Below are 25678 nucleotides of genomic sequence, written 5' to 3'. Positions count from 1 at the left end.
TGCAGAAGTCTGGAATTGGTAGCTGCGAAATAACATTTAGAGAAATTGACCGGAGGGAGAAATAAAATGAAGATTTTTAATACACTGACCCGTCAGAAAGAGGAATTTGTACCCCTTGAAGAGGGAAAGGTAAAAATGTATGTCTGCGGACCTACTGTATACAACCTGATCCATATTGGTAATGCACGTCCAATGATCATTTTTGATACAGTCCGCCGTTATCTGGAATATAAAGGATACGAAGTAAACTATGTATCCAACTTTACAGATGTAGATGACAAAATTATCAAGAAAGCAATCGAAGAGGGAGTTTCCGCAGAAGAAATTTCCCAGAGATATATTGAAGAGTGCAAAAAGGATATGGCAGGAATGAACGTGAAGCCTGCTACTACACATCCTCAGGCAACTCAGGAAATTGACGGCATGATCAGCATGATCCAGACTCTTATGGATAAAGGATATGCTTATGCAGTGGCAGACGGAACTGTATATTTCCGTGTAAAGAAATTTAAAGAATATGGAAAGCTTTCCCACAAAAACCTGGATGACCTGCAGTCTGGATTCCGTGCACTTCAGGTATCAGGAGAGGACCAGAAAGAAGATCCGCTGGATTTCGTACTCTGGAAACCGAAGAAAGAAGGGGAACCATACTGGACTTCTCCGTGGTGCGATGGCCGTCCGGGCTGGCACATTGAGTGCTCTGTTATGTCTAAGAAATATCTTGGAGACGAGATTGATATCCATGCCGGTGGTGAGGATCTTATTTTCCCGCATCACGAGAATGAAATCGCACAGAGCGAATGCTGCAATGACAAAATTTTTGCAAGATACTGGATGCACAATGCATTCTTGAATATTGATAACCGTAAAATGTCCAAGTCCCTTGGAAACTTCCGTACTGTGCGTGAGATCAGCGAGCAGTATGACCTGCAGGTGCTTCGTTTCTTCATGCTGAATGCACACTACAGAAGTCCGCTGAACTTTAGTGCTGATCTTATGGAGTCTTCCAAGAATGCCCTTGAGAGAATTACAGAGGCAGCAGGACGCCTGAAAGACCGTAAGGAGAAGGCATCTGCTGTTGAACTTACTGAGGCTGAGAAGAAACTTCTTGCAGAGGCAGAAGGATATGTAAAGAAATTTGAAGAAGCAATGGAAGACGATTTCAACACAGCTGATGCGCTTGCAGCTGTATTTGAACTGGTCAAATTTGCCAATACAAATGTAACAGAAGAAAGCAGCGCCGCTTTTGCAGAAGGAATTCTTGAAATTCTTGTGAAGCTTTGTGATGTGCTTGGACTTGCTGCTGTGAAGAAAGAAGAAATTCTGGATAAAGAAATCGAAGATCTGATTGCAGAGCGCCAGGAGGCAAGAAAGGCAAAGAATTTTGCAAGAGCAGATGAGATTCGTGATGAACTCCTTGCAAAGGGAATCATTCTTAAAGATACACGTGAAGGAGTAAAATGGAAACGGGCTTAAGTGAATTAAAAGAACTGTTTGAACTGAAAGACAGGGATCTGCGAACCTATTCCCCGCTGACACTGGCTTATATTGGAGATGGTGTTTATGAACTGGTGATCCGGACAATCCTTGTTAAAAAAGGCAACTGTCCGGTGAATCAGCTTCATAAAAAGGCCAGCAGCCTGGTAAAGGCAGGAGCGCAGTCAAAGATGATGGAGCTTCTGGAACCTGATCTTACAGAAGAAGAACTGGCTGTCTATAAAAGAGGCAGAAATGCACATTCCCCTACAATGGCCAAGCATGCTACAATGGCAGATTACCGCAGGGCTACAGGCTTTGAGGCACTGATGGGATATTTGTACCTGAAAGAAGATTATTCCAGAATTGTGGAACTGGTGAGAAAAGGAATTCCGGAAGAGAATTTATAAAGAACAACAGCAATGATTTTACAAAGGCAATAAGAGACAGGAGGCTGCAAATGAGCGAGCAGATTGAAGGAAGAAATGCGGTATTAGAGGCATTTCGCTCAGGAAAATGCGTGGACAAGCTTTTTGTTCTGGACAGATGCCAGGATGGACCAGTACGCACCATTATCCGTGAGGCAAGAAAAAAAGATACGATCATTAATTTTGTACAGAAAGAGCGTCTGGATCAGTTAAGCGAGACAGGCGCCCATCAGGGCGTGATCGCGCAGGTGGCTGCATATGAATATTCCACAGTTGAGGATATTTTAAATAAAGCAAAGGAAAAAGGAGAAGCACCTTTCATTTTTCTTCTTGATGATATCGAAGATCCCCATAATCTGGGAGCTATTATCCGTACTGCCAACCTTGCAGGCGCACATGGTGTTATCATTCCGAAAAGACATGCGGCAGGGCTTACATCAACAGTTGCAAAAACTTCTGCAGGGGCTTTGAACTACACACCAGTTGCCAAGGTATCTAATCTTGGACAGACCATCGAAGAGCTGAAAAAAGAGGGTATGTGGTTCGTATGCGCAGATATGGGCGGAGATCTGATGTACAATCTGAATCTTACCGGTCCTATGGGTGTGGTAATCGGAAATGAGGGAGAGGGCGTGAGCCGTCTTGTAAAGGAAAAATGTGACTTTGTGGCAGCTATTCCTATGAAGGGAGATATTGATTCTCTGAATGCGTCTGTTGCAGCAGGAATCCTTGCCTATGAGGTGGTTCGCCAGAGAATGAAATAAAATCCGGAGGAAATATGGGAAAGTTCGATGGTGTAAGTGATGAAGAACTGATTGCCCGTCTGCGGGCTGGAGAGACAGCCATAGAAGATTATCTGATGGAGAAATATAAGGGGCTGGTGCGTCAGAAAGCCCGGGCCATGTTCCTCATCGGAGGAGATACAGATGACCTGATTCAGGAAGGAATGATCGGTTTGTTTAAAGCAGTCCGGGATTTTCAGACAGATAAGGAGGCATCTTTTGCAACTTTTGCCAGAGTGTGTATTGACAGGCAGATATACAGTGCCATTCAGAATTCTAACCGCCAGAAGCACCAGCCTCTGAATTCCTATGTATCGTTGAATCAGGAGGATGAAAGCAGTCCAATCTGGGAACTGAGCGTGGAGAATCCGGAATCTATCATTATTGATCAGGAGACTACAGAGGATCTTCGGAAAAGAATTTCAGATTATTTAAGTCCTATGGAAAATAAAGTGCTGGATTTGTATCTGAAGGGAAAAGGATATGTGGAAATTGGAGGAATCCTGAATAAATCTCCAAAATCTGTTGATAATGCTCTGCAGAGAATTCGCTCCAAAATCCGCGAGGTAATAAGCTAGAGCCTTTTCTAGTCCAGGAGCTGGTACAGGAAATAGAAAAATTCTATTTCCTGTATTGACTTTTTCAAAAAACATGTTATCATATCAATTAATCAATGCGTCACAGAAGACGCGTCAATTTAATCTTTAATTCAAATTTGTTAATTCAGTTATTAAAATCCATTTAATTAATTATTGTATCTTAGAAATTGTTAAAATATTAATAATTATAGTTTCTATTTATTTCACTGATCTCAGATGTATTTATAAATCAAATCTTTTATTCTTTTTACTATTTAATTTTCGAAAAAATCCCTAATGACAGATATGACCGTTCTGGTTCTTTGTAAAGGAGGTGGTACCCATGTGCTGATTTTATGGTTACTGGTCTTTTTGAGCAGTAGCTGTTTTGCAGCAGGTCTGCAAAATAACAGAAATTCCAGGAGGAAAGGAGTAAGCAGGAACGGTTCCTGCCGTGATTGATCCATGAGAAAGAAATGGATGCTGTTTGTACTAGCGTTCTGCCTTTTGGCGGGAGCAGCAGGTTCTATGGTGTATGCCTATTTAATTGACCGCCAGGAAACTGTTAACAGGATAAAGATAGTGGAGAATAAGACACACATTGAAGAAGAGTTTGATCCTCCGGCCGATCCTGGACCAGGATCGGTCATAAAGAAAAAGCCATGTATTGTAAATGATTCTGTGATTCCGGTATATGTCCGGGTCAGGGTAGTATTCAGCAATCTGGATGCACAGGCGCAGTGTGAGCCTCTTAAGATAAAAGACAGTTGGAAAACAGGAGAAGACGGATACTATTATTATCAGAAACAGCTTCAGCCAGGACAGCGAACAGATACGGTTTTTGATAATATTGTTATAAAAAACATAGTAAAAAAAGAAGATTTAGTTCCATTTGATATTCTTGTGTATGAAGAGTCGGTTCAGAGCGAAGGATTTTCTTCTCCGGAAGAAGCCTTTGCAAGACTGTAAGGAGGTGCACATGAAAAAAATGAAAAAGGCAGCACTGATCTTTGGAACCGGGTTATGTCTGGCTGTGGGAACTGGCGGCACACTTGCTTATCTTGGTGACACAGGACAAGTTGCAAACAGGCTGACATTTGCCGGGGAAAAAGGCCTGGATGCAGTTCTTACAGAGCCGTCATGGAATCCACAGAAAGGATTACTTACTGTTCCAGGTTCTTCTGTTGCAAAAGATCCTCAGATAACCAATACATCAGAACTGAATATGAATGAGCTTGCAGCATTGAAATGTGAGTTCGTTTACAGTCAGAATTGCCCGGATAAGAGCAAAAGAGGAAAAGTCTTAAGCGCTCAGGATATGGAAAAAGTAGTCCAGGTTTATACCATTGATTATAACAGTGATGATGCCGCTAAAGGAGAATGGGTGCGATTTGCTGAGCAGAAAAAGACAGACCCTGTACAGTATTTTTACTACTCGAAAGTTTTGAAAAGGAACCTGAATGGTACAGGAGAAACAACTGTTCCTCTATTTACAAAGGTCTGGGTGGATAAAAAGGTAAATAACCGCAGGCAGACCTGGATTCAGGAAATGGGCGGGGTGGAAATTAAGATTTCCGGACAGATTCTTCAGCAGATGACAGGAGAAGAATATTTTGGTCTTAACAATCCAAAAAGTGCGTATGAAGCAGGATTGTTTCATTTTTAATGAGAGAAAGGAAGAGAAAATATGAAAATGAGCAGAGGAAAAAGAAATGTATTATTTGCGGGAGTACTTTCATGTGCCATGTTATTTGGAATTGGAAACACAATGGCTTATTTCACGGAAAATTCTGTGCAGACCAATGTTTTTACCACAGGGGACCTTGATATTGGTCTGAAAGAACCGGACTGGGATCCAAATGAAAACGATGGAAAGAATATGTATCCGGGATACACGGTATACAAAAATCCAACTGTAAAGAACATCACCTCCGACAAAAACGGGGACGAGCCCTGTTATGTGAGAATGAGTGTGGACATTCTGAATAGTCAGGGGACACCGATCACAGACGATCAGGCGTTGAATCTGATTTATAAAACCATTTATTTTGATAAGACTTTTACCGGTGGATATGACAAAAAAGAAGGTAAGGCTACCGGACTGATTCAGGATAGGATTCCTGGCTACAACCTTGCACAGCTGGCAGCCTATCCAATGGTAAATCCATTGTGGACAAAGGACACGGCACGCTCCACTGCTTCAAAACTTGTTTTCAATTATATGGGAGCAAAAGGGGATGGAATTTTAAATATTGGAGAGGAGTCTACCCTGTTTACCAATATTGCGATTCCTACAGACTGGAACCAGACACAGATGCAGAAAGTTGGAAATTATCAGCTGAAAGTAACAGCACAGGCAATTCAGAGCAAAGGATTTGCTACCCAGTCAGAAGCTTACCGCATGTTGGATGAAGAAATTAAAGGAGGAACCTTGCAGGAAATAAACCGCGGCAGTGAGAACTGATCAGAAAGGAAGAGATACCATGAAGAAGCATAAGTGCACAAGTATCTGCATAACTGTGGTGGCAGTACTGCTGCTTGCATGCGGTACTGCGCTGGCTGCCTGGAATGTATCTGAATATGCAGTAAATCTGCTGTCCATGTCCTCTTACAAAAATTCCATACAGGAAAATTATGTAAGGCCAGATCATGTAGATCCGGGACAGAAAGTGGTGAAAGAGGTAAATATAAAAAATGAAGGAACTGTGGATTCCTTTGTCCGGATAAAAATTGGAAGAGTGTTTGGGAGTATCAGTGAAACCGGTCAGTTTCTGGAAAATCGGGAACTGGATCCTGAGATGATCGAAATTCATTACAACACCGATCTCTGGAAGCTGTGTGAGGACGGCTACTGGTACTATAAGGATGTATTGCCGGCAGGAAAAACCACGAAAAAGCCTCTGATGGACAGCTACTATCTCTCTGAAAAAGCAGACAACCGTTATAAGAACAAAGAGGCAAGAATTATTGTAAATCTGGAGAGTATACAGGCAGAGAGCGGCGAAATGAAAGCAATATGGGGAAAAAATGAGAAGGATCTTGGAATTACCTATCAGCCATGTACTTGCGAAGTTGTTACCAGTGTGATTTTTGACAAAAATCATAAGCTGATCATTGGCGGCGAGAAAACAGATCTGTTTGCAAATTTTAAGAACCTGCAGCCTGGATGTACAAGAAGCCAGACAATAAGGCTTGCTAATAACTCGGATTTAAACATTAAGATGAGCCTTCGGGCGGAAGCTGCCAAACAGAACAAGTACAGCAAAAAGAATCTGGAGCTGATACGGAAGCTTCTTACCAGTTATGCAAAGATTGAAATTCTGGAGAACAATAAAGTTCTTTATCATGGAACTGTAGATGGAAATCTGACGAAAAAAGGCTGGAGCATGAAAAAAGACATTTCCCTTGGTGAGTTTAAACCAGGAGCAGGAAAAAATCTGATTGTAAAATTGTCTTTAAGTGAAGAGATGGATAATGAATATCAGGAACTGTTGGGAAAAGTGAAATGGGTATTTTCTGCGAGTCAGGCCTCTTCGGATTCATCTTCCGGTCAAAATGGAAATGGTGACCGGGGGCACAATGACGATGAGAACAATGGAGATGACGGAAATAACGGAAATAACGGCGGAAGTGGAAATAAAAGCGGAAATGGAAAGTATGGCGAAAACGGAAACAGTGGTGGAAGTGGATACAACGGTGGAGGGGAAAGCTTAAATGGAGCAGCAGGAGAAAAAGTGTATGCAACTGCGTCTGCAAGTCCTAAAACCGGAGATAACACAAATCTGCTGGCAAGATGGTTTGCGCTATTTGCAGCTGCGGTGGTTCTTGCAGTAACTGCAAGAAAACTGTACAGAAAGGAAAAAGACAGATGAGATTAAAAATCTGGGGAAAAGGTCTGTTGAAAATCATATGGGTGATTTTTGTCATTTTGTTAGTCGGACTTTCGTTTCCCCAGATATATGGCATGAAATGTTACAGCGTAATGTCTGGAAGCATGAGCCCTGATTTGCCAGTTGGAAGTGCCATATATGTGAAGGAAAAGGAGCCGGAAAAAGTAGAAAAAGGGGAGATCATTACATTTACCACAGAACAAGGGAGAACAATGATTACACACCGGGTAGCTGAAAACAATAAGGAAAAGCATTTTTTTGTAACAAAAGGGGATTCCAATCAATATCAGGATACAAAACCGGTAAAGTGGGAAAATCTGCAGGGCACGGTTGTATTTTGCATCCCTTTTGCCGGATATGTGCTGAACTTTACAGGAAGCAGAACGGGTAAAATTGCGGCAGTCTTTTTCCTGTTTGTAATTTATCTGGCAACAGAAATTTTTGAAGGGCAGACAAAAAGGAGAGTGAAATAAGTTGAGGAAAAAAAGAAGCTTTTTGGCAGTTATGGGGCTGCTTGTCGGAACTATGTCTTTTGCCGGGGGAACAGCTGCGTATTTAAGCAAATCCGCCGGCGAAGTAAAGAATGTTTTTACGGCAGGATCTGTAAAGGCGCAGCTTACAGAAGCCCACTGGGATACGCAAAAAGCGTCAAAGGTTTATCCCGGTCAGATCCTGGAAAAAGATCCGGTTGTAAAAAATATAGGGGAAAACAGTGCAAATGTTTTTCTGGAGGTAAATGTTCCTATGAGAAGTATAGCTGTTCTGGATGGCAGTACAGGCAGAAAAACAATAAGAGAAAACAGAGAATTGTTTACATTTCAGGCAGACGAGACGAAGTGGATTCTTCTTTATCAGGAGAAAACCTCAGGAAACAAAAAATATATTTACGGCTATAAAAGTGTTTTGAACCCAGGAGAATCCACTACACCGCTATTTCGAAAACTTGCTGCTGTTTCCTATTTAGAGGGGGAATTGGATGCAAGTGTAAGCTATGATGTACCTGTGATTGCCAGCGTTATTCAGGAACAGGATGGAAGCAAAACCATGAAAGAAATCTATCAGGAATATTTGAAACAGGCTGATATTGACCAGAAGGAGGCGAGGGGATGAGAAAAAGAAATCTGAAAAAAACTATATTGGCCGCGGCTCTGGCTGTGCCTGTAGCGTTCTCCTATCCTGGCTGGGCAGTAAGGGCACAGGAAGATGAGAAGGTGTCAACTGAAACGGAAGCGCAGGAAGTAATGCAAGACAATACAGCGCCTGAAGAAGCTGAATGTGAAGAAAATCCTGCTCATGATGAAATGGATGGGGCAGAAACAGATAGTACAGAAACAGACAGTACAGAAGCTGACAGGAATGTTTCAGAAGAGGAGAAATTTTTTCAGAGTGGACTGATTGCAAATGAGGATGGAGAATTTTTGTCTTCTTTGGAGGAAATGGAAACTTCAGGAGAGGATTCCATGTTTTTTCAAGATGGTCTGGAAGTGCTTGAAGATGGCAGCACAGATGACTTGATTGATGCATATGTTGCTCCGGAAAATTATGCACAGGAAGGAACTCCTGTAAGAGAAGGAAAGGGCGGTTTTACCGCTGTTGCAAATGGAAGTACGCTTTTCAGCAGCAAATATACAAGACTTGGCTGGAATGCGGATACCCAGGTTTATTCATGGAACAATGCAGGAAATGACGTTATTTCAGGAATGAAGCAGGGAGCAATGGTAGAGGGACCGTATTTTGTTCCACTTAATAACAATGCAAAAGGAAAATTTGGTTTTCGTGTTACACATGTAGGATACAATAAAGAAGCAAATACGAAGGTAGACCTTCTTCTTACCTGTAATAATTATCAGGATTATACCTACGATTACAAGGGAAATAAAATAACGGGAATTTATCCTATGTTTGGTGTCAGCAATTCAAATGAATTGTGGATCAGCTTTAAGGATGAGCTCTCTGCACAGGAAATCAAAATTGATATTGTAAAAAGCGGTACAGATATTCCGGTTGCAGGCAACTATCGTTTTCGATGGCTGGATATTGATTTGTACCAGAGATTTGGAATCAATCTTCAGAATGGTTCTATAGGACACCGGTATGCGACAACTGATTCTGTAGTAAATGTAGTGAAGAAAACTTTATTTTCCAAAAACTTTGAAGTTCTTACCGCACCGGCACCTGCCGTTGACGGAGAGATTCCGCAAAATACAGTTGTTTATGAGCTGGACAATTCATCCGGCTTCTATCTGGCAATTTTGCGGCCTGGTTGCGGAGCTTATTCTATTGAAACAGCAAGCAGGATCAAAAGTGTATTTGCTGATGTACAGACTGGAACCTGTAAAACGTCTGCCGGACTTAACTGGGATGCGAAAGGCTATGGTCCGGTAGAGTATCCTGGCCTTGTAAAAAAGACTGGAAATACACTGGCTTCCCAGGGAACGTCAAACACCTTGTCTGACAGTACCTCGGAATTTTATTATACCTTGCAGACAGATATCCCGGAAGAGCATTCAGCGTATTATTACAGCTCTTGCGAAGTCAGTGATACCCTGCCGGCAGGAGTCGATTTCGCTGGTTACGCAGCTGTAAAGATGCTGCCTTCAGAGAATGATGTAACCTCATGGTTTAGTATTTCTACAGATGGGGATGTGATAAATTTTCAGGCTACACAGGCAGCATTGTCACAGGCGGACTTTTATGGAAAAACATATGAGTTTCAGATAAAAGTGAGAATGGATCCTACTGAAATAACACCGGTTTACAGTGGTGACAGTTACCGTTATGAGGTAAAAAATAAGGCTTCGATTACCTGTCAGCATATAAATGGGCTCGCAGGAACTTCCTGGTCAGATGAAGTGACTACAGATTGTACAAGATATAAAAACAAAGTAGTGAATGCCTCTGTAAAGAAGTATACTGCCAATTTGCAGGATGGGGTATGGAGAGAAGACCTTCTTCTTCCAGGTCCGGACAGTGAGTATAAATATAAACTGAATATAAATGTGCCGGATAATGAATTTGGCGGGTATATGACCAGAATGGAAATTGCAGATACATTGCCTGCGGGAGCAGAATTGACAGCTGCAACAGCGGAGGTTTATGAAAACGGGCAGAACAGAGTGGATGGACGGTTCCAGATATCTGTAAATGGAAAGAACATTACCTTAAAGGCAACAGAAGCTGCTCTTGGTGACAGAGGATTTTATGGGAAATCCTATGATGTGATTTTTAACGCCAGAATGGTACCAGGAGAGATTTCCTGTACTTATAACGGAACTGTAGCTTCTTATGTGACCAGCAATCATTTTACTGTTACGACACAGCATAAAGGAGACTCGCAGGCTGTAACAATTACCTCGAACAATGTTGCAGATAGGGCAAGCGTAAACAGAACCGAACCAAAGAATCCTCAAAAATGGATTCTAAGGGAAAATCAGAGAATAGTTACTGCAGAGTATACTGGCAGAGATTTTGAAAGTGTGTTTGAAATTGTTCAGGAAATTCCTTCCAATAAAAGAGAATGGAAAATTTCCAAATTTAAAATCCAGGATACTTTGGCAGACTGTTTTGAACTGAAAGGGGTTCAGATATATCTTGATCAGACAGTAGAAGCTTCATTTGGCGCTTCTGACAGTGTACGCGGAGATTGGAGTCTGAATGTTGCTGGAAATTCGATTACCTTGTCTTCTGTGGCAGAATTGCCAGAGCGCTGTTATGGAAAATCCGTGCGTCTTTTACTTACTGTTGGATTGAAGAGTAACAGTAACTTACAGCAGTACTATGTAGCAAATCAAAATCCGGATGTACTGGAAGCCCATATATACAATATTGCTACAAGTACTTTTAACTGGATCGGAGGAGAACCTTCTTCCACATCAAAAAATACAGAAAAGACCAGGGTGATTGTAAAGGAAAAAGTTCCAAAAGGTCATATTACTATAAGAAAAGTGGATGAGACAGGAAAGGCACTGCAGAATGGAAAATTTCAGATCACAGCTTTGGAGGACATCCGTTCTGCTTCTGGAAATATTTTGCTGAGAGCTGGGACTGTAGCAGATACTATAGTAACGGATAGAAATGGAACAGCCATTTCAAAAGATATTTATCTTGGAAAATATAAGGTAAGTGAGGTAAGACCACCGGAGGGATATGCAATCAGCCGGCAGGTATTTGAGGCGAATTTAAGCAAAACAGAGCCTGAAAAAGCGATCCTTGTCAGAAATCAGAAAATGCATCTGTACATCAAAAAAGTAACAGAAACGGAAGAAACAGGAGGAAATCGTCCTCCTATTGAAGGCGTAAAATTCCGTTTATGGGAAAGCAGTGCAAATGCAGATTCGGCGGGAACAACATACACAACAAACAAAAACGGATTAATAAAATTGGAAGGGCTGTCACCTGCAACATATTGTATACAGGAGACAGCAGTACCTGCCGGATATGTTTTAGATAACACAGTTTATAAATTTACTGTGGATGCAAATGGATTGGTAAAGAATGAGCAAGGTTATACAATGGTAATTGAAAACCGTTATATAAAAGCGGAATTTTTAAAGACGGATAAGGTGACAGGTGAAGCTGTTGCAGGAGCTGTTATGCAGTTGACGGATAAAAGCGGAAAAGTGATCGACACCTGGACGTCCGGGAAAACTGCTCATAGGATTAATAAACTGCCAGCCGGAGAATATGTACTTACAGAAATAACAGCTCCTTCCGGTTACAAAAAAGGAAAACCGGTGATTTGTACGGTAAAAAGTACATCTGGAGTTCAGAAGTTCCAGATGACAGATGTGAAGATGGTGACTCTTACAATAAACAAAATTCTTCATGGAGATGAAATTGTCTGGGGACAGGGAAATCCGGCCTTTACATTCACGGTGAAAGGAACAGATCTGGATGGAGAAGAACGTATTTACTCTAAAACTGTGGAATTTACAAAAGAAAACACAGACACCCGGGCAGATGTAAGCAAAAGGGCTGTATTCGCACTTCCGGCAGGGAAATACCAGGTTCAGGAGAGTAAAGTTATGCGGTATAAACTGGAGAAAATTGACCAGGTAGTAAATGGAACTGTACAGGGAAATACTGTTCAGTTTGATCTGTCCGGAAATCAGAATGGGACCGCTTCCTTTACAAACAAGAAAAGCGGAGATGGCTTACTGACAGATACAGATTATGTGCGGAATATTGTTATTCCTGAAAAATGAAAAATGCAGTATAGCAGTACCTGCCAGGTTGCAGCGGCAGGTGCTGCAGCAAAAAATTTTAATTATTTTATATTTTTTGAAAAAATTTGAAAATAAGTGTTGACAACAAGATAACCTTCTGGTAATATAATCAACTGTGAGCGGCAGAAATGCCGAACATGAGAGTGCTGATGTGGCTCAGTCGGTAGAGCGTCGCCTTGGTAAGGCGGAGGTCACGGGTTCGATTCCCGTCATCAGCTCTTTTTAATCCCTGATTATATATCAGGGATTTTTTTGTAGCATAAATTAATATACTCTCATAGATAGGGATAAAAATCAACAATTTTTTAAGAAAAACTTTTAAAATGCACCTATTTATGATAAGATAAATCATCAAAGAACAGAACATGTTTGAGAAATTATTCCCGATACACATATTGAAGAAAATTTTTTTACATGCTCTGACAGATATTGGAATTTATGCTATAAAAGAGTTGATATCAGGAGGAAGAACCATGGAGAACGAAAAGGTTTCCAAAAATTTTATTGAGAATATCATTGATAAAGACTTGGCAGAAGGAGTTTATGACACCGTTCATACACGTTTTCCGCCAGAGCCAAACGGTTATCTTCATATAGGACATGCCAAATCCATTCTTTTAAATGCCGGACTGGCGAAAGAGTACAATGGTAAATTCAACATGCGTTTTGATGATACCAATCCGACTAAGGAGAAATCTGAGTTTGTTGAGTCCATTAAAGCCGATATAAAATGGCTGGGAGCTGACTGGGAGGACAGACTGTTCTTTGCTTCCGATTATTTCGGACAGATGTATGAAGCCGCAGTAAAACTGATTAAAAAAGGTAAGGCATATGTCTGTGATTTAACTGCGGATCAGATCAGAGAATATCGTGGAACTTTAAAGGAGCCTGGCAAAGAGAGTCCGTATCGCAACAGAACTGTAGAAGAGAATCTTCAGCTTTTTGAAGAGATGAAAGAAGGCAAATATGCTGATGGTGAGAAAGTTCTGAGAGCAAAGATTGACATGGCTTCTCCAAACATGAACATGCGAGATCCAGTTATCTATCGTGTAGCTCATGTAAGCCATCATAGAACAGGAGATACCTGGTGTATTTACCCGATGTATGATTTTGCTCATCCTATTGAGGATGCAATTGAGGGAATTACACATTCCATTTGTACTCTGGAATTCGAAGATCACAGACCATTATATGACTGGGTTGTAAGAGAACTGGAATATCCACATCCTCCGAAGCAGATTGAGTTTGCAAAGCTGTATCTGACGAATGTAGTAACAGGTAAGCGTTATATTAAGAAGCTGGTAGAGAATGGAATTGTTGACGGATGGGATGATCCCAGACTGGTATCTATTTCCGGTTTACGTCGCCGTGGTTACACACCTGAATCTATTCAGAAGTTTGTGGAACTTTGTGGTGTATCCAAAGCTGACAGTTCAGTAGACTATGCAATGCTCGAGTACTGTATCCGTGAGGATCTGAAATTAAAGGCTCCTCGCTATATGGCAGTCCTTGATCCGATCAAACTGATCATTGATAATTATCCGGAAGGACAGGTGGAATATCTGGATGCTCCGAACAATATGGAAAATGAAGCCCTTGGTAGCAGAAAGGTTCCATTTGGAAAGGAACTTTATATTGAAAGAGAAGACTTTATGATCGATCCTCCAAAGAAATACAAACGACTCTTCCTTGGTACGGAAGTTCGTCTTATGAATGCATATTTTGTTACATGCACAGGTTTCGAGGCATTGGATGATGGAACAGTTACTGCTGTACATTGTACTTATGATCCAGAAACAAAGGGCGGAAATGCACCTGACGGACGTAAAGTAAAAGGAACCATTCACTGGGTTGAAGCGTCAAATGCAGGTAAGGTTCCGGTACGTCTTTATGAGAATATCGTAGATGAGGAAAAGGGTGTTTATGATAAAGAGACAGGAGAACTGAATCTGAACCCGAATTCTCTTATAGAGATGTCTGCTTATGTTGAACCAGAGCTTCTGAAAGCCAAAGGACTGGATAGTTACCAGTTTGTAAGAAATGGCTTTTATTGTGCAGACATTCATGATTCCAAAGAAGGGGCACCGGTATTTAACCGTATTGTTTCTCTTAAGAGTTCATTTAAACTTCCAAAAGCGTAAAAGAAACCCCCACGGAAAATTATATTCAAATTGCCGTGGGGGTTTTTGCAATAGAAAATTCTGTTGGAACTTCTTCTTGCAAAGTGAAATCTAAATACTGTCAACGAAAGTGGCAAGCCTGATTGTCACTATTTGTAAAATGTGGAATAATTATGAATTTACCTGCAATTAATCAATGTGGATAGAAGCTTCTTCTTCGTCCTGCTCTTTCTCAGCTTCAGCAAGTTCTTCCTCGAATTTATCTTCATCTTTCGCTGCTTTTTCAAGAGCATCGGCTATAGTATTATCCTGCTCTTCTGCATTTTCAGCAGAATCCTCTTCTGTATCCTCTGAACTTTCTTGTGAATCAGGCTCCTCAGAGCCTTCGGTTTCATCATCTTTTTCATCTTCGGAAGTAGCTTCCCAGGTTACGAAATCTTCGTGGACATCCTTTGCTTCAGGCTGCTCGTCATCTTCCTGCTCATCTTCAAAATCATCTTCAAGGTCAGCTGCCTCTTCCAAAGCATGTCTTTTGGCAAAAGCTGCTGCTACGGCACCGGCTACTGCTGCTGTTGCTGCTCCGAGTGCAACCATTCCCCAATATTTGTTAATCTTAGCCATATTGTCTGCTCCTTTCGGTATTTTCCATCTGTCTAAACAAAGCTTAATGGAGTTGTCTATATTGTAATACTTTTTACGCAAAAAGAAAAGAAAAAAATCGTTGCACCCATATAAATGGAGGGTTATACTGTTAAGACAGAAAAGGAGAGATTATGGAGAAAATTGTTTTGGCTTCGGGGTCCCCACGAAGAAAGGAACTGCTTGCAAGAACCGGTGTGGATTTTTCTGTGGTTGTAAGCAATGGGGAAGAGAAAACCAACCTGACAGATCCAGCGGAAACGGTGGAAAAGCTTTCGCAGGATAAAGCAATATCGGTTGCAGACAGACTTGAAAATGAAAGTGAACCTTGTCTGATCATTGGTGCGGATACCGTAGTTGCATTTGAAGGAAAGATTCTTGGAAAGCCGTCAGATGAAGAAGATGCATTAGATACATTGTTAAAACTTCAGGGGAAATCCCATCAGGTCTATACCGGTGTAACCCTTCTTGTAAAAGAACAGGGTATCTGGAAGCCTTATACTTTCAGTGAAAGGACCGATGTTGAATTTTATCCTGTTTCAAGAGAAGAGCTTCTGGAATATATAAAAACAGGGGAGCCTATGGATAAAGCAGGAAGCTATGGAATCCAGGGGAAATTTGGAATTTACGTAAAAGGAATCTGCGGAGACTACAATAATGTGGTTGGGCTTCCTGTAGGAAGACTGGTTTATGAACTTAAGAAAATGAAAATCAATATAAGGGGAATGAGAAAATGATAAAAGCATGTATTTTTGATCTGGACGGAACTTTAGCCTACACATTGGATTCCATGGCTGTTGTAGGAAATGAAGTTGTAAGAAAATACGGTTTGAAACCAATGCCTATAGAAAATTACAGATATTATTGCGGAAACGGTGCTGACATGCTGGTGAAAAGACTTCTGGTCGATGCAGGAGATCCGGAATTGCTGCACTATGAGGAAGCAAGAGCGTTATATAGAAAAGAATTTGATAAAGACCCATTTTACAAAATACAGCATTATCCGGGAATGCCGGAAACCTTAAAAGAGTTGAAAAAAAGAGGCGTGAAGCTGGGGGTGTGCTCAAATAAACCACATGAAGCAGCCGTGAAAGTGGTAGAAAGAATGTTTGGGTCTCAGATTTTTGATGCAGTTATGGGACAGAGTGATTCTGTAAGAAAGAAACCAGCACCGGATGGTCCGCTTAAAATCGCGGAGCAGTTTGGAATTAAGCCAGAAGAGTGTATGTATCTGGGAGACTCCGGAACAGACATGCAAACTGGAAAAGCAGCCGGGATGTACACGGTAGGTGTTCTGTGGGGATACAGGGAAAAAGAAGAACTGCTGAAAAATGGAGCGGACTATCTTGTGGATTCTCCAGAGGATATTCTTGATTTATATGAGGAAAAATGCGAAGAGTAAAATTTTGATAATTATTCAGCATGCTCTAAACAGTTATAACTTTTATTATAAAACAGGAGGTCGGAAAAATGTATACAGAGGAGTGTATTCAGACATTTTTGGAAAAACAGGAGCAGCTTTTTGATGAACCGGTTGCAGAAACTTACGAAGAAGCAGAGGAATTCCTGGAGGATTGCATGGCTGTAGTTGCAGATTCTATTGACGAAGTGCGAAAATATCTGTCTGGAATGGGTGCAGATGTGGATGGCATGAGTAATGAAGAATTAGAAGAAGCAAGTGAAGTATTTGCCCTTCCAGATGGAAAATATCTGATTGTGGAGGGATGATCTTTTGAAGCAGAGGTTTGCAGCTGCAGAGTAACTGACTTTCACATAAGGTGATGAAACTGGCGAAAAGGCAGTATGTCCGGTTGGAATTCCGAACAGTTATCGGATAAATTCATATTACATAAGTATAAAATCAGGTTGCTATAATGACACTAAACAAGAGAACATAATGTGTTACTGTTCAGAAGAGAAGATACATCCCATAAGATGTTTTCCGGAGAAAGAAGTGACCAGCAACTATCGCGTTATGGTTCACTGGCAATGTTCCGCGAGGTGTTTTTTGTAAACAAATTTCACAGAAAACCCGAGAATCTGGGCGCGGAATCATGCGGATGCATGATTCCTGTGCAGCGCGAAGTGGTTGCGGTGCGCGGAGCGAACAGTAGCACTGTCACATGCACTGTAAGAATTACAATAAAATAAAAGTGCTTGTGAAAATGTTTAAAATATGTTACAATAATGTTACAGGTCAGCCTAAAAGGGGAATGTAAAGGAGGATGGCATATGAGACCTAGGAAAATTATAGCAATGGTCATGACTTTTCTTATGATGCTTTCATTGCTTCCGTCTCTGGTATTTGCGGCAGCAGCACCAGAGGGAGAACTTGGAGGTCAGCTTAAGATTAAGGGAACTGCAGCTGTAGGCTCTGAGCTTAGCGCCGATTATGAAAAGGTTACACCGGAAGGACTTACAGACGATTATGTAACGTTCAGCTGGTCAAGAAAAGTTGGAGATCAGCTCACTGAAGTAGGCACTGAGAAGACCTATAAGCTTGTTGATGAAGATCTTGGAAATAAGATCGAGCTGAAAATTACCGGAAAGACCGAAATGGGCATAACCGGAGAACTGAAAGTAAATACAGTTGAAATTGTGGCTACACCGGAAGAGGCTCCGGAAGAGGCAACCGAGCTTCCAGAGGAAGGGCAGGAGGCTGCACCGGCAGAGGAAGCCCCTGTTCAGGAAATTGCAGCAGAGGATACACCTGCGGAAGGTTCCCAGACAGATGAGAACACACAGCCGGCTCAGGATGTAGCAGAAGATACACAAACCGAGGAAGTAATTGACATTGGTGCTGATGAACCAACTGATTCTTCCGCTGATGTTATGCAGCCGGCAGATGGACAGGACACAGAGAATTCTGCTGACAATTCCCAGTCTGAGATCACTACAGATGACAGTGTGATTAACATTGGAACAGAAGGCTATCTGGAAGTTCCTGAGAATGGACAGGCTGAGGCTGCAAATCAGGGAGCATCAGCTGAATCCCCTGCCAAGCAGGAACCTGTGTATACAGCAGAAATTGTTACAGAAAATACTGCAGAAGATGGTACTGCAGTACTTGATTTTGGAACCGTAAATGCAGGCTTCACACAGGAAAATGCAAACTCTTCCATGACTAAGAATGTAACTGTTAAGAATACTGGCAACAGCACTCTTAATTTCAAAGAAATCAGTCCGGAACATTTTATGGTGAAGGATCTGGGTTCTCTTGAGGCTGGAGAATCAGTTGATGCATGGGTTATGCCAAGAGAAGGTACAGCTGTTGGAGAATACAGTGATACGATCACTTATGAAACAGAGGAAGGTGTAAAGGTTTCCTTTATTGCAAAGCTTACAGTAGCTGAGCAGAAGCAGGATGATACGAATACAGATCAGCAGCCAGCAGAGAAACCAGCTACACCGGAAACCACCCCGGAAGTGACACCAGAGGTAACTCCAGAAGTGACACCAGAAGTCACCCCAGAGGTAACTCCAGAAGTGACACCAGAAGTCACCCCAGAGGTAACTCCAGAAGTCACCCCAGAGGTAACTCCAGAAGTGACACCAGAAGTCACCCCAGAGGTAACTCCGGAAGTAACACCAGAAGTCACCCCGGAAGTGACTCCGGAGATTACTCCAGCTCCTTCATTTACTACCGACATTTCCGAAGTGAAATTCGACAGTAAAGAAGCTGGTTACAAAGAAGCACCGGCTGCAGTTACAATCAATGTATCCAATACTGGAAATGTGAAATTAACCGGTATTGCTGTAAGTGTAAGCGGAAACGAATTTACAGTAAGTGCTCCGTCTGCTTCAGAATTAGAGGCAAATGCAAACCAGTCTGTATCCTTTACTGTTGCACCGGCAGTTGGATTGGCAGCAGGAACCTATACACAGACTGTTTCCATTAAGACAGATCAGACAGATTACCTGAATATTCCAGTAAGCTTTACAGTAACAGAAGCTGCTGCCAAGCTTACAGCTGTAGGCAAAGTATCTGATATCAGTCTGGCAAACGGGGTTGAGAAGTCAGCAGCTGGACTGCAGCTTCCATCTACTGTTAAGATTACTACAAACAAGGGCGATATGAATGCCTCTGTAAAATGGGATGTAAAGGGCAGTGCATATAATCAGAACAGTACAGAAGCACAGAAGTTCTCTGTGAAAGGTACTGCTGCTCTTCCAGACGGTGTTACAAATCCGGATAACCTGAGCCTTGTAGTATCTGTTAATGTCACTGTAAGCCGTGGACCGATTGTATCTGATGCAGGGAATAACAGTATCACAGGAATCAGCTCCGATGGAAACTATACTACAGAGACCAAGATTACTTTCACTGCAGTTGGCGCAGGTATGGATATTGAAAATCCGATTAAGGGAGATGTAAGATATCAGCCGCTGAACTGGGAGGTTCTTGAGGCAAGAAGCTGGGACGGCGCACCATATTCTGCAACTTTCCGCATGGGCAAGAATGGAAATTATACTTTGACTGTCACATATAATCAGCAGCAGTTTGATGGAAGCAACTGGGTAAACACTGGAACACAGGATACCAAGCAGGTTAATTTCACTGTAAATGCTGCACCGAATCAGACTCTGACACCGGCTGCAGACAAAACAGATGCAAATCAGAAGAATGCAGTAAAGACCGGGGATAATACTCCAATCCTCCCATTTGTAATTATTCTGATTGTTGCGATTGTCTTAATTGCAGGAATTCTTGTTTACCGCAATAAGAAAAAATAATAGTGGATTCTCAAATAAACAGTAATTGTGAATGAGAGCAGAACGAATGAGGGAGACCAGAAATGGTCTCCCTTCTTTTAATAATAATTACTAGGTTACTGTTCACTCCGTGACCAGTAACACGCTTCGCGATGCACAGAAATCATGCATTCGCATGATTTCGCGCTGAGATTCTCGGGTTTTCTGTGAACTTTGTTCACAAAAAACACCTCGCGGAATGTTACCAGTGAACAGTAATATTACTAGCACTCAATTAAAATGAGTGCTAAATTTTCCTTGACTTTTAGTCAGTTTGGTATTACTATAGTTTGTATAATTAAGAAGACAAAGGAGAGTGAGCTGCATGGCTGAGAAGCATGGTAGTTTATCAATTAACAGTGAAAATATTTTTCCAATTATAAAGAAATGGTTATATTCTGATCACGACATTTTTGCAAGAGAGTTAATCTCCAATGGTTGTGATGCAATTACGAAGCTTAAGAAACTTGATGTTATGGGTGAATACACACTTCCGGATGATTACAAAGCTGAAGTACAAGTTATTGTGAATCCGGAAGAGAAGACTTTGAAGTTTATTGATACAGGTCTTGGTATGACGGCCGATGAAGTGGAAGAGTATATTACACAGATTGCTTTTTCAGGAGCTACTGAGTTTCTTTCCAAATATAAAGATAAGACCACGGATGATCAGATCATCGGTCATTTTGGACTTGGCTTTTATTCAGCATTTATGGTAGCAGATGAAGTTCATATTGATACTCTTTCTTATAAAGAGGGCGCTGCTCCAGTACATTGGACCTGTGATGGTGGTACAGAGTATGATATGCAGGAAGGCAATAAGACTACAGTTGGTACTGAAATTACTCTGTTTTTAAATGATGAGAGTACAGAGTTTTCCAACGAATATCGTATGAGAGAGATTATTGAGAAATATTGTTCTTTCATGCCGGTAAATATCTATCTGTCTAAGGAAAATGCACCGCAGGAGTATGAGACCATTGATGAGGCTGAGCTTCGTGATGATGATGTAATTGTAGAGCGTATCCACGAGGATGCTAAGACTGAGGAGAAAGAGAATGACAAAGGTGAGAAAGAAGTCGTAGAAGTATCTCCTGCAAAAGATAAAGTAAAAATCAATAAACGTCCGGTATCTTTAAGTGATCCGGAGCCATTGTGGATGAAACATCCAAACAGTTGTACAGATGAGGAATATAAAGAGTTTTACCGTAAAGTCTTTATGGATTATAAGGAGCCTTTGTTCTGGATTCATTTGAACATGGACTATCCGTTTAACCTGAAAGGTATTCTGTACTTCCCGAAGATCAATACAGAATATGATTCCATTGAAGGTACGATCAAACTGTACAATAACCAGGTATTTATCGCAGATAACATCAAGGAAGTAATTCCAGAATTTCTGCTTCTTCTGAAAGGTGTAATTGATTGTCCGGATCTTCCACTGAATGTATCCAGATCCGCACTGCAGAACGATGGCTTCGTGAAGAAGATTTCCGAGTATATTACAAAGAAAGTAGCGGACAAGCTTACCGGAATGTGTAAAACAGACCGTGAGTCCTACGAGAAATACTGGGATGATATCAGTCCATTTATCAAATATGGCTGCATTAAGGACAGCAAGTTCTCAGATAAGATGAATGATTATATCCTCTTCAAGAACATTGATGGCAAATATCTGACTCTGAAAGATTGCATCGAAGAGAACAGGAAACCAGAAGATGAGACTAAGACAGAAGAGACTGTTGAATCCACAGAAGAGAAGAAAGAGGACGGCGCGAAAGACGAGAAAGAGCCTGAGAAGACTACTATCTTCTATGTAACAGATGAGGTTCAGCAGAGTCAGTATATTAACATGTTCCGTGAGGCAAAGAAGGATGCTGTTATTCTGAAACACAATATTGACAGCGCTTTTATTTCCCATCTGGAGCAGAAGGATCAGACTATCCAGTTTAAGAGAATTGATGCAGATCTTACAGAAGAACTGCGTGGAGCGGAAGCTGCTGACGAGGAGACTTCCAAGACTCTTACAGAAGTATTCAGAGATGCATTGAAGAATGACAAACTGGAAGTGAAGGTTGAGAATCTGAAAAATGAAAAAGTTGCTGCTATGATGACCCTTTCTGAAGAGAGCCGTCGTATGCAGGATATGATGAAGATGTATAATATGTACGGCATGGATCCATCTATGTTTGGTGGTCAGGAAACTCTGGTTCTGAATGCGAAACATCCGTTGGTTCAGTTTGTAGCAGACAACAAGGATTCTGATAAGACCCCGGTTATTTGCGAGGAACTGTATGATCTTGCCATGCTGAGCCATAAACAGCTTTCACCGGAAGAGATGACCAGATTTGTTCAGAGAAGCAATGAAATTCTGCTTATGCTGACAAAATAAGTTATGACAAAAAGGGACAGACGCTTAAATGAGTATTGCATTTAGGACGCCTGTCCTTTTTATATGAAAAATTGGAAAAGTTTATCCTGTTATTCTGTTTTTCTATAGAATTTTATCTCGAAATCTCTAAAAAATATTACAATTTTCTTAATTTTTGTCTCAAAATGCTAAAAAAGGCAAATTTAACTCGTATTATATGTAGAGGCAAATCAAGGGCTGACTGCAGATGCAGAATCAGAAGTATAACTTATTGTGGGAGGGACAAAAATGAGAGAGGTATACGGCACGATACGCAAACTTGGTGCGACATCGAAATATAAAGGATATTATTTTGTGGCGGAAGCCATACGCATGACAATGGAATTTCAGGAAAGACCAATGAAGATTACAAAAGATATTTATCCAAGGCTTGCAAAGAAATTTAAATCCAAGCCATCTAATATTGAGCATGATATTCGTACAATTGTAAATGTATGTTGGGAAAATCATCGGGAAAGACTGGAAGAGATTGCCGGATATCCTCTGGAATACAGACCTACCAACAGTGAATTTATAGATATGATCGCCTTTTATCTGGGAGATGAAAAAGAAAGCAAGGTTCCAGACGTGGAATGCCAGAATAACTCTATTGGAAAATTAATGGAGAACCTATTCTGACAGGATTAAACTTCTTCTACAGATAATCCGCTGCGATGAAAAAAATCCATCACATATTGCTCCCAAAGGTGGTCCAGTTCTTTACCGGGAAGAAAGGTTTTCATAGATGTTCCGGTAATACAAAACAAGGTCTTATTTTTATATTGGAGATTCAAATACAGGCCTGTTATCAGTTCGGGAGAAATTGAAAATGCAGAACTCTGCAATAATGCAGCGGTCTTGTTCGGAGAAAACTGAAGCACGATTTTGAAAGAAAGAGGCGCTTTTTTTCCGCGGATAACAGAATAACAAAATGGTTTTACTTCTTTCCAGAGAGAGAATGTACGGTGGCTGGAAGCTAAAAATTCCTGCTCATCATTATCGAAAAAATCAGTTTGGAGTTTGCCGTCAATGGAAAAAACATTGCTGGTAATGATCTCTGCCTGGTTTAGCCAGAAGAGATCGAAGGTATCTCCAAGAAAAAGCTTATTGGTAAAATTCTTCTGGTCAGTGATTTTTAAAGCGAGCATAGGGACCTCCTTTCTAAAGGGCATGTCGCCTGTCGACGACATCAATATATGAAAATCAGTTGCTGATGAACAATAACCATTATAAAGCAATTTGGGGGAAAATGGAAGAAAAAACTCTTTTCAAACACATAGTAATGTGTTAATATAGATGTGGTATTTAAAACTACATATTACGGAAAAGAGGACGATATAATTGAGTTATAAAATTGTGATAGATAGCTGTGGAGAACTTCTGGAGCAGTGGAAACAGGATGAAAGATTTGCTTCCGTACCGCTTACACTGACTGTTGGAAGTGAGAATATAATAGATGATGAGACATTTAACCAGGCAGATTTTTTACAGAAAGTTGCCGCCTGCCCGGAATGTCCGAAATCAGCCTGCCCGTCGCCTGAGAGCTACAGAAAGGCATTTGACTGCGAAGCTGAACATATATATTGCGTTACTCTTTCCTCTGAACTCAGTGGTTCCTATAACAGTGCAGTGCTTGGAGCAAGTCTTCTTCATGAGGAGAAAAAAGGCGTTCAGATTCATGTTTTCAATTCCTGTTCTGCTTCTATCGGGCAGACTTTGATTGCAATGAAAATTGCACAGTGCGAAGATGCCGGCCTTCCGTTTGAGGATGTTGTCAGCGTTGTGAATAAATATATTGAAGAACAGCACACTTTTTTTGTGCTGGAGAATCTGGAAACCTTACGTAAAAATGGCCGCCTCAGCCGTGTGAAAGCGCTTGTGGCAACAGCCCTTAAGATCAAACCGATCATGGGATCTACTCCGGAGGGGACGATCTGCCAGCTGGATCAGGCACGAGGCATGAATAAGGCGCTTGTGAAAATGGTGGATAAAATTGTGGAAGTGACAGAAAACAGTGAGAACAAAATTCTTGCCATTTCCCACTGCAACAGCCCGAAGAAAGCAAATATGCTTAAAGAAGCCATCCAGGAGAAGATGAAGCTGGCTGATATTGTGGTTCTTGACACAGCCGGTGTCAGCAGTATGTATGCAAATGATGGAGGAATTATTGTAGCTGTCTGATGTTAGAGTCTGTTTGAAAAATCATTCCCGCAATCTGCACGCCCCACTTTGCGGTATATTTTGTCCGCGCGAGGCGTTTTTGTGAACTGTAAGTGAACATACTTCCATTTTGTTGGGAAATATGATATACTCATCTAAGTTGATATTTTATCCCAAAGGAGACGTGCGGCTATGAGTCAGAAGAAAGTAGATGCCTATAAAGCAGAAAAAGCAAACCGTGAGAAAATTATGAAAAAGGAGAAGTTGATCCTTACTATTGAGAAGCTGGCAGCGCTTGTTGCGTGTATGGTTGCTGTATGCTGGATTGGTTATTCTGTTTACGGAAAGGTTACAGAAGGTCAGGAGACTGTGACGACAGAGACTGTTATGGATACTTCTGCACTGGATTCTTATCTGAATGGACTTAGTGCAGATTCAGAGGCGGAATAAGTATGAAATATAAGAAAATATAAGAAAAAACTGCCTGAGGTAGCTTAAAACGATGGGGATGGATTTCGAATCTGTCTCCATTTTGTTTATATAATAACAATAAAAAGAATCCTGTCTACAGGACTCTCCGCCTACGGTGGGGCGTCTTGGGCGATATTTACCCTTCCGCTGCAGTGTAATCCTGCCAGATAGGGATTTTTTTATAATAGGAAATTCTGAGGAGATTTCTTATTACATAAAAAATTCCCCTCGGATATGATTCCGAGGGGAAATTTCTGCTTCAGTTGCTTCAATTATAACTTAGTAACGTTAGCAGCCTGCATTCCGCGAGCGCCTTCTGTTAAGTCATATGTTACAGCCTGGCCTTCTTCAAGAGATTTGAAGCCTTCACCATTGATTGCAGAAAAATGTACGAATACATCAGCTCCGTCTTCTCCTGTGATGAAACCATAACCTTTTTCAGCGTTGAACCATTTTACAGTGCCCTTGTTCATTTTGAGTTACCTCCATAAAAAATAAAAAATTAAAAAGATGTTCTGGCGAAAAAAATCACCAGATTTTACAGACTATATCATGTAAATATATAATCTCTAAAAACTAGTGATTTTACATTAAATAATCTTCGACATGGATTGATTATATAACCTGAACTAAAAAAAGTCAAGGATAATTAAAATTGTGCAACAAAAAATATGAACCATTTATGATAATGTCCTAATATACCATAAAGGAAAATGTCCCAATGTAGTATAATGCTTCCATCAACAG

The 25678-nt window shown here is 41.0% G+C and carries 24 protein-coding genes and 1 tRNA gene; 21 read left to right on the top strand and 4 right to left on the bottom strand.

Translation table 11 applies throughout. The annotated features are described in order from the left end of the window. Positions 1 to 66 precede the first annotated feature (66 nt). From cysS to ACESTK_RS12170, 13 genes are all read left to right on the top strand, one after another. Positions 67 to 1476, top strand: coding sequence for a cysteine--tRNA ligase (gene cysS / locus ACESTK_RS12230; protein ID WP_173716451.1), 1410 nt, complete (start codon positions 67 to 69; stop codon positions 1474 to 1476). Then, positions 1461 to 1886 carry a Mini-ribonuclease 3 gene (locus ACESTK_RS12225; protein WP_118579103.1) on the top strand — a complete coding sequence of 142 codons (426 nt, stop codon included), beginning with the start codon at positions 1461 to 1463 and terminating at the stop codon, positions 1884 to 1886. The genes cysS and ACESTK_RS12225 overlap by 16 nt, the downstream gene beginning before the upstream one ends. Positions 1887 to 1936: 50 nt before the next feature. Continuing rightward, on the top strand, positions 1937 to 2668 hold the full coding sequence (gene rlmB, locus ACESTK_RS12220; RefSeq protein WP_148462761.1) for a 23S rRNA (guanosine(2251)-2'-O)-methyltransferase RlmB: 732 nt from the start codon (positions 1937 to 1939) through the stop codon (positions 2666 to 2668). Positions 2669 to 2682: 14 nt separating this feature from the next. Continuing rightward, positions 2683 to 3264: an RNA polymerase sporulation sigma factor SigH gene (gene sigH / locus ACESTK_RS12215; RefSeq protein ID WP_118579097.1), complete on the top strand. Its 582-nt coding sequence runs from the start codon at positions 2683 to 2685 to the stop codon at positions 3262 to 3264. A gap of 480 nt (positions 3265 to 3744) precedes the next feature. Beyond that, the gene (locus tag ACESTK_RS12210) at positions 3745 to 4233 is read left to right on the top strand and encodes a hypothetical protein (protein WP_195699901.1); all 489 of its coding nucleotides are present in this window, start codon (positions 3745 to 3747) and stop codon (positions 4231 to 4233) included. Between the two features lie 10 nt (positions 4234 to 4243). Further along, positions 4244 to 4930: a hypothetical protein gene (locus ACESTK_RS12205; RefSeq protein ID WP_173716453.1), complete on the top strand. Its 687-nt coding sequence runs from the start codon at positions 4244 to 4246 to the stop codon at positions 4928 to 4930. 21 nt (positions 4931 to 4951) lie between these two features. Then, the gene (locus tag ACESTK_RS12200; protein WP_148462759.1) at positions 4952 to 5728 is read left to right on the top strand and encodes a TasA family protein; all 777 of its coding nucleotides are present in this window, start codon (positions 4952 to 4954) and stop codon (positions 5726 to 5728) included. A gap of 19 nt (positions 5729 to 5747) precedes the next feature. Next, positions 5748 to 7136 (top strand): hypothetical protein, encoded by a 1389-nt coding sequence (locus ACESTK_RS12195; RefSeq protein WP_187566244.1) that lies wholly within the window; start codon positions 5748 to 5750, stop codon positions 7134 to 7136. Continuing rightward, entirely contained in the window at positions 7133 to 7627 is a 495-nt protein-coding gene (locus ACESTK_RS12190) for a signal peptidase I (RefSeq protein WP_347088773.1), read from the top strand. The genes ACESTK_RS12195 and ACESTK_RS12190 overlap by 4 nt, the downstream gene beginning before the upstream one ends. A 1-nt stretch (position 7628) precedes the next feature. Next, positions 7629 to 8264, top strand: a complete 636-nt coding sequence (locus tag ACESTK_RS12185) for a hypothetical protein (protein WP_373119850.1) — start codon at positions 7629 to 7631, stop codon at positions 8262 to 8264. Further along, positions 8261 to 12358 carry a SpaA isopeptide-forming pilin-related protein gene (locus ACESTK_RS12180; protein ID WP_373119849.1) on the top strand — a complete coding sequence of 1366 codons (4098 nt, stop codon included), beginning with the start codon at positions 8261 to 8263 and terminating at the stop codon, positions 12356 to 12358. The genes ACESTK_RS12185 and ACESTK_RS12180 overlap by 4 nt, the downstream gene beginning before the upstream one ends. A 166-nt stretch (positions 12359 to 12524) precedes the next feature. Continuing rightward, positions 12525 to 12597 (top strand) — tRNA-Thr (locus ACESTK_RS12175). A gap of 255 nt (positions 12598 to 12852) precedes the next feature. Then, positions 12853 to 14520 (top strand): glutamine--tRNA ligase/YqeY domain fusion protein, encoded by a 1668-nt coding sequence (locus ACESTK_RS12170; protein WP_118579073.1) that lies wholly within the window; start codon positions 12853 to 12855, stop codon positions 14518 to 14520. Positions 14521 to 14688: 168 nt separating this feature from the next. Here the strand turns inward: ACESTK_RS12170 and ACESTK_RS12165 are convergent, their stop codons facing one another. Further along, positions 14689 to 15120, bottom strand: coding sequence for a hypothetical protein (locus ACESTK_RS12165; RefSeq protein ID WP_118579070.1), 432 nt, complete (start codon positions 15118 to 15120; stop codon positions 14689 to 14691). Positions 15121 to 15272: 152 nt separating this feature from the next. Between ACESTK_RS12165 and ACESTK_RS12160 the strand changes: the two genes are divergently transcribed. The 6 genes from ACESTK_RS12160 (at position 15273) to ACESTK_RS12135 (ending at position 22939) form a co-directional block, all read left to right on the top strand. After that, the gene (locus ACESTK_RS12160; protein ID WP_204454699.1) at positions 15273 to 15875 is read left to right on the top strand and encodes a nucleoside triphosphate pyrophosphatase; all 603 of its coding nucleotides are present in this window, start codon (positions 15273 to 15275) and stop codon (positions 15873 to 15875) included. Next, positions 15872 to 16540, top strand: a complete 669-nt coding sequence (locus ACESTK_RS12155; RefSeq protein ID WP_118579064.1) for an HAD family hydrolase — start codon at positions 15872 to 15874, stop codon at positions 16538 to 16540. Before ACESTK_RS12160 ends, ACESTK_RS12155 begins: the two co-directional genes overlap by 4 nt. A gap of 68 nt (positions 16541 to 16608) precedes the next feature. Next, positions 16609 to 16866 (top strand): glyoxalase, encoded by a 258-nt coding sequence (locus tag ACESTK_RS12150; protein WP_118579061.1) that lies wholly within the window; start codon positions 16609 to 16611, stop codon positions 16864 to 16866. Positions 16867 to 17370: 504 nt separating this feature from the next. Then, positions 17371 to 19872, top strand: coding sequence for a hypothetical protein (locus ACESTK_RS12145; protein ID WP_373119848.1), 2502 nt, complete (start codon positions 17371 to 17373; stop codon positions 19870 to 19872). A gap of 343 nt (positions 19873 to 20215) precedes the next feature. Further along, positions 20216 to 22282 carry a molecular chaperone HtpG gene (gene htpG / locus ACESTK_RS12140; RefSeq protein WP_373119847.1) on the top strand — a complete coding sequence of 689 codons (2067 nt, stop codon included), beginning with the start codon at positions 20216 to 20218 and terminating at the stop codon, positions 22280 to 22282. 267 nt (positions 22283 to 22549) lie between these two features. Next, entirely contained in the window at positions 22550 to 22939 is a 390-nt protein-coding gene (locus ACESTK_RS12135) for a sporulation initiation factor Spo0A C-terminal domain-containing protein (protein WP_373119845.1), read from the top strand. Between the two features lie 5 nt (positions 22940 to 22944). Here the strand turns inward: ACESTK_RS12135 and ACESTK_RS12130 are convergent, their stop codons facing one another. Further along, positions 22945 to 23448, bottom strand: coding sequence for a DUF5721 family protein (locus ACESTK_RS12130; RefSeq protein ID WP_373119844.1), 504 nt, complete (start codon positions 23446 to 23448; stop codon positions 22945 to 22947). A gap of 193 nt (positions 23449 to 23641) precedes the next feature. Here ACESTK_RS12130 and ACESTK_RS12125 point away from each other — a divergent pair, with 193 nt between their 5' ends. Next, complete coding sequence (locus ACESTK_RS12125) at positions 23642 to 24481, top strand: DegV family protein (protein ID WP_173718274.1); 840 nt, start codon at positions 23642 to 23644, stop codon at positions 24479 to 24481. Here ACESTK_RS12125 and ACESTK_RS12120 read toward each other — a convergent pair. Next, positions 24465 to 24581, bottom strand: a complete 117-nt coding sequence (locus ACESTK_RS12120; RefSeq protein WP_373119843.1) for a DUF6783 domain-containing protein — start codon at positions 24579 to 24581, stop codon at positions 24465 to 24467. The genes ACESTK_RS12125 and ACESTK_RS12120 overlap by 17 nt on opposite strands. Positions 24582 to 24652: 71 nt before the next feature. On the opposite strand from ACESTK_RS12120, the gene ACESTK_RS12115 reads away from it, so the two are divergent. After that, the gene (locus tag ACESTK_RS12115; RefSeq protein ID WP_118579046.1) at positions 24653 to 24910 is read left to right on the top strand and encodes a hypothetical protein; all 258 of its coding nucleotides are present in this window, start codon (positions 24653 to 24655) and stop codon (positions 24908 to 24910) included. A 293-nt stretch (positions 24911 to 25203) separates the two neighbouring features. Here ACESTK_RS12115 and ACESTK_RS12110 read toward each other — a convergent pair whose 3' ends face one another. After that, positions 25204 to 25404, bottom strand: coding sequence for a cold-shock protein (locus ACESTK_RS12110; RefSeq protein WP_008705499.1), 201 nt, complete (start codon positions 25402 to 25404; stop codon positions 25204 to 25206). Positions 25405 to 25678 lie beyond the last annotated feature (274 nt).

It is taken from the genome of Ruminococcus sp. Marseille-P328 (assembly GCF_964249465.1).
GTDB lineage: Bacteria > Bacillota > Clostridia > Lachnospirales > Lachnospiraceae > Blautia_A > Blautia_A faecis.
This window is presented reverse-complemented; position numbering and strand designations above follow the sequence as displayed.

What these genes read in the sequence shown, in the direction of transcription:
- cysS (WP_173716451.1), top strand. Translation starts at nt 67, where the DNA reads ATGAAGATTTTTAATACACTGACCCGTCAGAAAGAGGAATTTGTACCC.
- ACESTK_RS12225 (WP_118579103.1), top strand. Translation starts at nt 1,461, where the DNA reads ATGGAAACGGGCTTAAGTGAATTAAAAGAACTGTTTGAACTGAAAGAC.
- rlmB (WP_148462761.1), top strand. Translation starts at nt 1,937, where the DNA reads ATGAGCGAGCAGATTGAAGGAAGAAATGCGGTATTAGAGGCATTTCGC.
- sigH (WP_118579097.1), top strand. Translation starts at nt 2,683, where the DNA reads ATGGGAAAGTTCGATGGTGTAAGTGATGAAGAACTGATTGCCCGTCTG.
- ACESTK_RS12210 (WP_195699901.1), top strand. Translation starts at nt 3,745, where the DNA reads ATGCTGTTTGTACTAGCGTTCTGCCTTTTGGCGGGAGCAGCAGGTTCT.
- ACESTK_RS12205 (WP_173716453.1), top strand. Translation starts at nt 4,244, where the DNA reads ATGAAAAAAATGAAAAAGGCAGCACTGATCTTTGGAACCGGGTTATGT.
- ACESTK_RS12200 (WP_148462759.1), top strand. Translation starts at nt 4,952, where the DNA reads ATGAAAATGAGCAGAGGAAAAAGAAATGTATTATTTGCGGGAGTACTT.
- ACESTK_RS12195 (WP_187566244.1), top strand. Translation starts at nt 5,748, where the DNA reads ATGAAGAAGCATAAGTGCACAAGTATCTGCATAACTGTGGTGGCAGTA.
- ACESTK_RS12190 (WP_347088773.1), top strand. Translation starts at nt 7,133, where the DNA reads ATGAGATTAAAAATCTGGGGAAAAGGTCTGTTGAAAATCATATGGGTG.
- ACESTK_RS12180 (WP_373119849.1), top strand. Translation starts at nt 8,261, where the DNA reads ATGAGAAAAAGAAATCTGAAAAAAACTATATTGGCCGCGGCTCTGGCT.
- ACESTK_RS12170 (WP_118579073.1), top strand. Translation starts at nt 12,853, where the DNA reads ATGGAGAACGAAAAGGTTTCCAAAAATTTTATTGAGAATATCATTGAT.
- ACESTK_RS12165 (WP_118579070.1), bottom strand. Translation starts at nt 15,120, where the DNA reads ATGGCTAAGATTAACAAATATTGGGGAATGGTTGCACTCGGAGCAGCA.
- ACESTK_RS12160 (WP_204454699.1), top strand. Translation starts at nt 15,273, where the DNA reads ATGGAGAAAATTGTTTTGGCTTCGGGGTCCCCACGAAGAAAGGAACTG.
- ACESTK_RS12155 (WP_118579064.1), top strand. Translation starts at nt 15,872, where the DNA reads ATGATAAAAGCATGTATTTTTGATCTGGACGGAACTTTAGCCTACACA.
- ACESTK_RS12150 (WP_118579061.1), top strand. Translation starts at nt 16,609, where the DNA reads ATGTATACAGAGGAGTGTATTCAGACATTTTTGGAAAAACAGGAGCAG.
- ACESTK_RS12145 (WP_373119848.1), top strand. Translation starts at nt 17,371, where the DNA reads ATGAGACCTAGGAAAATTATAGCAATGGTCATGACTTTTCTTATGATG.
- htpG (WP_373119847.1), top strand. Translation starts at nt 20,216, where the DNA reads ATGGCTGAGAAGCATGGTAGTTTATCAATTAACAGTGAAAATATTTTT.
- ACESTK_RS12135 (WP_373119845.1), top strand. Translation starts at nt 22,550, where the DNA reads ATGAGAGAGGTATACGGCACGATACGCAAACTTGGTGCGACATCGAAA.
- ACESTK_RS12130 (WP_373119844.1), bottom strand. Translation starts at nt 23,448, where the DNA reads ATGCTCGCTTTAAAAATCACTGACCAGAAGAATTTTACCAATAAGCTT.
- ACESTK_RS12120 (WP_373119843.1), bottom strand. Translation starts at nt 24,581, where the DNA reads ATGTTCACTTACAGTTCACAAAAACGCCTCGCGCGGACAAAATATACC.
- ACESTK_RS12115 (WP_118579046.1), top strand. Translation starts at nt 24,653, where the DNA reads ATGAGTCAGAAGAAAGTAGATGCCTATAAAGCAGAAAAAGCAAACCGT.
- ACESTK_RS12110 (WP_008705499.1), bottom strand. Translation starts at nt 25,404, where the DNA reads ATGAACAAGGGCACTGTAAAATGGTTCAACGCTGAAAAAGGTTATGGT.